The organism is Sphingobacterium cavernae (assembly GCF_008520265.1).
GTDB classification, from domain to species: domain Bacteria; phylum Bacteroidota; class Bacteroidia; order Sphingobacteriales; family Sphingobacteriaceae; genus Sphingobacterium; species Sphingobacterium cavernae.
Genome location: NZ_VIQM01000090.1, coordinates 1 through 6,859, shown reverse-complemented (window position 1 = coordinate 6,859; position 6,859 = coordinate 1). Strand labels below are relative to the sequence as shown.

The window sequence follows — 6,859 nt, the reverse complement described above, 5'->3', positions numbered from 1 at the left end:
CGCTAGCATAGGGTTGAATTTGCAAGGTTTCTACACTAAATATACGGAATCTGGCAAATAAAAACAAGAGAATACGAAATTAACTATTTGAAATTCAGTTAAATAGACCCTTTTTAAGGGCTAACTAGATATCTTGGAGAAGCACCTATCAGCACTAATTTGGAGAAAAGATTTGGTCTTTTTAGCGTGGCAAGTATACCTATCATTCCACTCACAGAATGTGCTATGAGTATGGCATTTCTAACTTTATACGTTTCGCAAATAGCAATAAGATCTTCAGCATAAGGGCTAAGATTATTGTATTTATTTGGACTATATGCCTGGGGATCAGAGTTTCCACTTCCGACATTATCAAAAAGGATAAGCCTGTATTCAGACAGAAATGCCTGTTTAACGCCGTCCCATGCGCTTTGATCTGTCCCGAATCCATGAGCAAATACAATAGTAGGTCCACCTAAGTTACCTATTTCTACAACGCTGTTTTTATTCATTAGGTTTTATTTTATCATACCACCATTTAAAAAAGGCTACCGAACACAACCTGCAAAAACACAAAATCTACTAAGTTGTATAAAGTAAACTTAAATTAAAGGCTGCATAAATATAATAATTCCATCCAGATGTTTTTGATTAATAATTTAGATATCCACCCAGAACTCCAGATTTAAAATTGATATCATGTCAATTACAGCACCTAGCCTAAACCCGATATTATATATTAAGTCAAATAATGCTATCTTCTAGCGCAGTCTTAAATTTAGAATGAGCAAAGGGTAAAATAATCTACCTGCCATTTCAAAACAAAGATAATAAACGTGAATGTTAAGGAAATTTGAAGGTAGAAAATTAGACTTTTGCTAAAAAAGGTATTATTTCGAGAGCATTATATAAATAATATATTTATTGCTTTTCTTTAAAATTTAATGAACGAATAGCATTAATAGCAATAGTATTATCGTTTTCACCACCCCCAGCACCCGATACACCAAGGCTCCCAATTAATGATCCATCCTTAAAAATTGGCACGCCGCCACCCAATAAAAGCAATTCAGGTAAAGTATTTAAATTTTTGGAGTCCGGACTTGCTTCTGCTTTTTTCATTAATTCTAAACTTGAAGTTTTAGTAGAAAGTGACGTATATGCTTTACGTTGAGATGCCAATGTGTTATGGGGACCTACACCATTGCCTTTGAACAGCAACAAAACATTACCTGATGCGTCTAAAACTGCAATGGAAGCATTTTTACCAATTTTTTAGCTTCCAAATTTACTTTTCCCGCAATCTCAAGAGCACCAAATTGATTTAAACTAGTAAAACCTGTAGTTAGATTCTGGGCACTTAGCATAAACATAGGAAACATAAAACTAAAAACTAGAAAGCACTGTAATTTATTTTTTTTATAGCGTTAGATAATTTTTACAAAAATTAATGTTTTTTCAACCCACTTAAATTATTGATACCCCGAAATTAAGGGAAAGAAATCTATTAATGACCCAGTAAGCAAATAATGACAATTTATTTACTCTGCTATAAAGCTATTGTTTAGCCATTTGAGCTCGTTATAAGAGTGCATAAATTTCAACCTTAAATCTAAAATTTTTGATTGAGCATCAATCAATTTATTCTCTCGGCTATTAATTACAAATAAAGAACTCTCTCCATTTGCAAATCGCAATTCCTCTGCTTGCAACAACTTTTGATAATTCTCTATATTCCTTTCGGCAATCCTAATTTGAGAATGATAATTTGTAAGGTTATTTATATAATTAGTTACTTTGTTTTCTATTTCTTTAGCCTTATATTGAATTTCTAAAGAGTTTTGATATAACTTATGCTTTGCTATTTTATAATCTCCTTTTGCTTGTCGTAGAAAAATAGGCAGCTCAAGTTTCAATCCATACTGAAAATTGTCCTCAAACATGGGAAAAACTTCGGATCTGCGGTTCTGCTTATTTAAGTAATTATAAGTGAAATTAACTTTTGGTAACAAGCTTTGAAATTTTAAAGCCTTCTCACTGATCAGATAATTCTGCTTTCCTAAATAATAGCGTAAAGAGCCGTGGTCAAAAGTGGATTTTTCTCTAACATTTCTAATCAATACGGGGTATTCTTTATACACATCAATACTGCTTAAAGGCCTCTCAGGAATTAAACCGTCCAGAATATCGTAAGGCTGATTATTTTCTTTCCACAAAAACAGCGTTAATTCCTGGGTAGCTTTTAAAAAACGTAAATAAGCAGCCTGCTCATCTAACTGAAAACTTTGAAGCTGCGATATAGCTTCGGTCGTATCAATTGCAGCACGTTCTCCGTATTCTAGTGTTTTAAGAGTAAGGGAAACCCGCTTACGATTTACTTCTACAACTTCACTTTGCAGTTTAAGTAATTCATACTCTTTAACCCAGTTCCAATAAGTATTATCAGCTTCCAATAGCACTTCGTTTATTCGGATAATTTGTTCTGCTTTAGCCATGATCAAGCCCTCTTTAGCCTGATCAAGTATTGCCCTACGCTTATCATAAAGCAGATTCTGAAGCAAAGGCAACGTAACACCTACTTGATAAAGCTCACCTGGGGTTTCACTATTATTTAACTTATCTCCATCGATATAACTATACTTCCCCCTAATTTCTACACCATACCATACTGGAATACTTAAACTCGCATTACGCTCATTATAATAATTTACACCATCAATGGTTTTACTACCCATCTTCCCCTCAAGCACGGGATCAAATCCCCCTCTTGCACGCTGAAGATCAGCCTCAGCAATTTGATTTTCAATCGTATAATTAACCACTAGCGGATGATAACTTTTAACAGCGGCTATAAACTCCGTATAACTCAATTTAAGACCCTGAACGGACTGTCCTTTAAGTCTGAATTTAACGGAAAAAATTAACAGAAATATAATCGCAAATCTGCAAAGGATAATCATGTTCTAATTTTTTTTACTTTCTGTATTAACGACATAATAATCTGGTGGAAAACCATTTATATTTCGCCATAATTCATACCACACAGGAACGTCATTTAAGATAATTATTCCTTGAGCACCACCACCTACCCTTATTTGCGGAGGCCAAGTACGCTCAGAACTATCTTGCACTACTACAGCCCTAAATAACCCATTTACACTTATTGTATTCTCAATAGATATTAACTTCCCCTTAAAAATACCGTAACTCGTATTTGGCCAACCAGAGAACACGATAGCCGGAAAGCCATCAAATACACACATAACCCGCTGTCCCACTCGCAGTAGAGGTATGTCAACGGGTTTCACATACATTTCCACGGCATAATCTACCCGCTGAGGAACAATAGTACCAATACTTTCAGTTTCTTTTAAAATTTCACCAATACCCGCCTTATTGAGTTGTACAACTTGACCATCTTGAGAGGCCAGTACATAGTATAATCCTTGTCTAATTTGATAATTAGAAATCTGATTTTCTAACTTCGCAATTTCCCCTATGCTTCCCTGTATTTGTCCTAGACTTTGGAACCTCTCACCTTGTATTTTGCTCAGCTTGTCTGTAAAATCCTGTATAATTGCATTTTCTTCCATAACCGTGGCCTCAATTTCCTGACGACTTTGCGCTAACTTATTTTCAATACCAGTTTTCTTTGCTAAAACATTTTGATAAGAAACATTACGCTGCTGAAATTGAGTCAACGACACGAGCCCTTCATCATACATTTTTTTTTGCCTTAAATATTGATCTTCAACCATCTTAAATTCATTATTCACGGCCGTGAGTTCAGCATTTTCAGCTTCCAGCTTCATGTTTAGCTGACGGAGCTTTATCTTAAGTTGGGAAATTTTGAGATCTTTTGCCACCTGCAAAGCATTCAGTTGATTTTCCGCCGTCCCCACTTTAGCACGATAATAATCTCTAACACCTTTTTTTGCATCTACTTGTTCTTTAGATCGATAAATTAGATTAGGATCTAAATATTCGTCTTTGACCTCTGCTAGTTTCAAAATAGTATCGCCTTTTTGAACGAAATCACCATTTTTAACGAACCATTTTTCAATTTTTCCTGGAATAGGTGAATTTAGCTGTTGAGGACGTTGATCCTGATATAAAGTTGTTACAGTTCCATTTACTTTAACGTTTTGAGTCCAAGGCAGAAAAAGAATAATCACACCTACAACTAGAAAAACAAAAAACCACCTCATTACGCGTGAGTCTCTGTTTATATGATAAATTGTATTAAAAGATTTCAATTCCATAAATAGTGCTTCTATGATTCCTGATTTATCATTACTTGTCCTTGGTCTATTATTAATTTCTGATCTGCTATTTCTAGCATTTTGGTTTTATTTGAAACAATAATAACAGTTGAATTATCCTTGATTCTATTAATGTATGCAAGGATTTTGCCACCGAATTCTGCATCCATTCCTGATAAAGGATCTTCTAAAACAAGTAATCGACGCTTGCCAAGAAGGGCCCTAATTAATAATATCTTCTTTTTAGCACTAAAAGAAATCTGTGTATCAGTCTCGCTGAGATGTGTAGAAAACCCCTCAGAGAATTGAGTAGATAAATTTTCAATTCCGATTTCCTCACATAAGTTCACAATATCATTTGTATTAATTTGAGTATTACCCAGTAAAATATTATCCTTCAATGTCCCTTTAATAATTTTCATATCCTCCATGAAGATTCCAATTTGATTACGCAGGCTTACCTTATCTAGGTTTTTTAAAGGCACTTTATCAAATAGGATAGAGCCTGAAAAAGGTTCATAAAATCCCGTAATAATATTTAACAACAAAGACTTTCCAGCACCCAATTTACCTGAAACAGTTGTCAATGTGTTGGGAGCAATATGAAAGTTCACATTTGAGAGCATAACTTTATTATCACTAAAAGCGAAATTTACATCCTTAAAAACAATATCTAAACCGATACTATCATTATTTAAATCAATATCTCCCCCTTGCTCTGTTACTAAACTTGTCACCTTATTTAATTTCACCAAGGAAGCAATTACATCGTAATAACTCTCCAAACTCTTAATTAATTTTTCTACTGCTGTCATCATGCTTAATACTACAATTTCCGTAGCGATAAATGCTCCAATATTCAATTGCTGATTTACAAGCAAATAAGTACCTATTGTAAGCATCACAAGTGTCATAATTACCTTAAAAGCTATAATAGCTTTATACTGAAACTCAAGAACTTTGAAATGTGTGGTTCGAATTTTTAAATAATCGACAACTCTTTCATCCGTACCAATTAAATGAAGTTTGGATTTTGAATTACCCTTAAACGTTTTAATATCTCCAGCAATATCTTCCAACCAAGAGGCAACCTCATATTTACGATCACTTTCCTCTATACTTGATTTAATACCTGAGTTCATCGTAAAGCGAAAAATAATGATCACAATAATAATCACCAGAGCTCCGAACACTAAAAACCACGTATTATAAAAGGATAATAAGAGTATCCCAAAAAGAATTTGTATTAATGCAGTGGGTATCTCTAATAATATTTTAGATATTCCCTTTTGTAAATGAGGAGCTTCGAAAAATCTATTAACCAATTCAGGCAAATAATATTTTTTATTTGCCGATAAGTTAATATTGGGCAACCTTTCAGTGAAAGCAACAGCATATTCAACAAATATTTTTTGTTGAATTTTTTCAATTATTTGCATTACACGTACGCGGAAAAGGCCAGCAAGAAATGTTCCTAGAACCACGAAAGAAATAAGTAAATATAAAGAGGTAATCATCGTGGCCCCCATAACAAAGCTAACTATAGCCTGTATACCTAAGGGTATGCTTAGTTGCACCAATCCACTAAGAATTGCATATATATAAATTGCAGTAACATCACGTTTTTCCTTAGTTATATATCTAAATAATGCTCTGCTTGGGTTCGAATAATCTTCGTGTTGTGTCATTTTATTTTATTACTGAGAATGCCAAAGAATTAAGATAGGCCAAAACATATTCTTTATGTAATTCTTTATTTTTATTATCCGTGAGACTTGGTAAATGTGCACTAAAGAATTGCTGTTGATGAGCAGTTTCAATCAACGTACTGGCAAGCGATTTAGGATAATCAAATTTTGGATTAATTTCCAGAATAACTTCTGAAATAAAGCTACATAAACTCTTCAAAGGACTAAAGACAAGTTCTTCATTTATATCATCGACCTCTTTGACTAAATAAGATTTACTACTTTCAGAAATTACGATTTCATGCAATCTTTGCATATTATATTCTTTAATTTCTAACCCATAGGGATAATTATATGTAACTATTTCAAGAATAAGTTTCAGTTTATTCTTACTATCCGACTCTCGTTGTAATTGGAACTTGCACACAAGTTCTAAATAATTCCAATACCAACTCAAAATGTATATCAGCAATTTATGTTTTGAAGAAAAATAACGATAAATTGTAGTCTCAGTCGTCTTTATATGTAATGCTAACTTTCGAAAGGTAAACTGTTCAAATCCTATTTCGTAAATCAAATTTATAGATTCACGCACAATAGATCTACCGATATCGCTTAGCTCAGGATCACGTCAGTAAAGATGATCATTGAGCTTAAATTGGATTAAAAATTCCATAAAATAAATAATATTTAAAGCAATATAATAAAAATGATAGTATTACTATCAAACAGAATTGCATTATCACTATTTTGTACAGCACACTTTACATTTATGACATTTTTATAACAAAATAATGTATTATAAACCTGAATTCGATAATTAAAAAGCGTACAATTGGTTAGTTTTTACCGTTTGATATTTGATTGAAGGTTTCTTAGGGAAGAAACTGTATGCTGCTAATCCAGCTAAGATATTTACGATAAAGTTGA

At 33.1% G+C, this 6,859-nt stretch carries 6 protein-coding genes and 2 pseudogenes; all 8 read right to left on the bottom strand.

All coding sequences use genetic code 11. The features are described 5' to 3' along the window. Positions 1 to 113: 113 nt before the first annotated feature. The gene (locus FLS47_RS16110; protein WP_149915357.1) at positions 114 to 491 is read right to left on the bottom strand and encodes an alpha/beta fold hydrolase; all 378 of its coding nucleotides are present in this window, start codon (positions 489 to 491) and stop codon (positions 114 to 116) included. Positions 492 to 900: 409 nt separating this feature from the next. After that, entirely contained in the window at positions 901 to 1,251 is a 351-nt protein-coding gene (locus FLS47_RS16105) for a GlcG/HbpS family heme-binding protein (protein WP_262713889.1), read from the bottom strand. A gap of 269 nt (positions 1,252 to 1,520) precedes the next feature. Continuing rightward, entirely contained in the window at positions 1,521 to 2,939 is a 1,419-nt protein-coding gene (locus FLS47_RS16100; RefSeq protein ID WP_149915356.1) for a TolC family protein, read from the bottom strand. 3 nt (positions 2,940 to 2,942) lie between these two features. Then, positions 2,943 to 4,241: an HlyD family secretion protein gene (locus FLS47_RS16095; RefSeq protein WP_149915355.1), complete on the bottom strand. Its 1,299-nt coding sequence runs from the start codon at positions 4,239 to 4,241 to the stop codon at positions 2,943 to 2,945. An 11-nt stretch (positions 4,242 to 4,252) separates the two neighbouring features. Next, on the bottom strand, positions 4,253 to 5,929 hold the full coding sequence (locus FLS47_RS16090) for a peptidase domain-containing ABC transporter (RefSeq protein WP_149915354.1): 1,677 nt from the start codon (positions 5,927 to 5,929) through the stop codon (positions 4,253 to 4,255). Position 5,930: 1 nt separating this feature from the next. After that, positions 5,931 to 6,386, bottom strand: a complete 456-nt coding sequence (locus tag FLS47_RS16085) for a hypothetical protein (protein WP_223225373.1) — start codon at positions 6,384 to 6,386, stop codon at positions 5,931 to 5,933. 18 nt (positions 6,387 to 6,404) lie between these two features. Then, positions 6,405 to 6,524 (bottom strand): annotated as a pseudogene (locus tag FLS47_RS19100) (TetR family transcriptional regulator); the annotation flags it as partial. A gap of 225 nt (positions 6,525 to 6,749) precedes the next feature. After that, positions 6,750 to 6,859, bottom strand: a pseudogene (locus tag FLS47_RS19175) (IS982 family transposase); the annotation flags it as partial.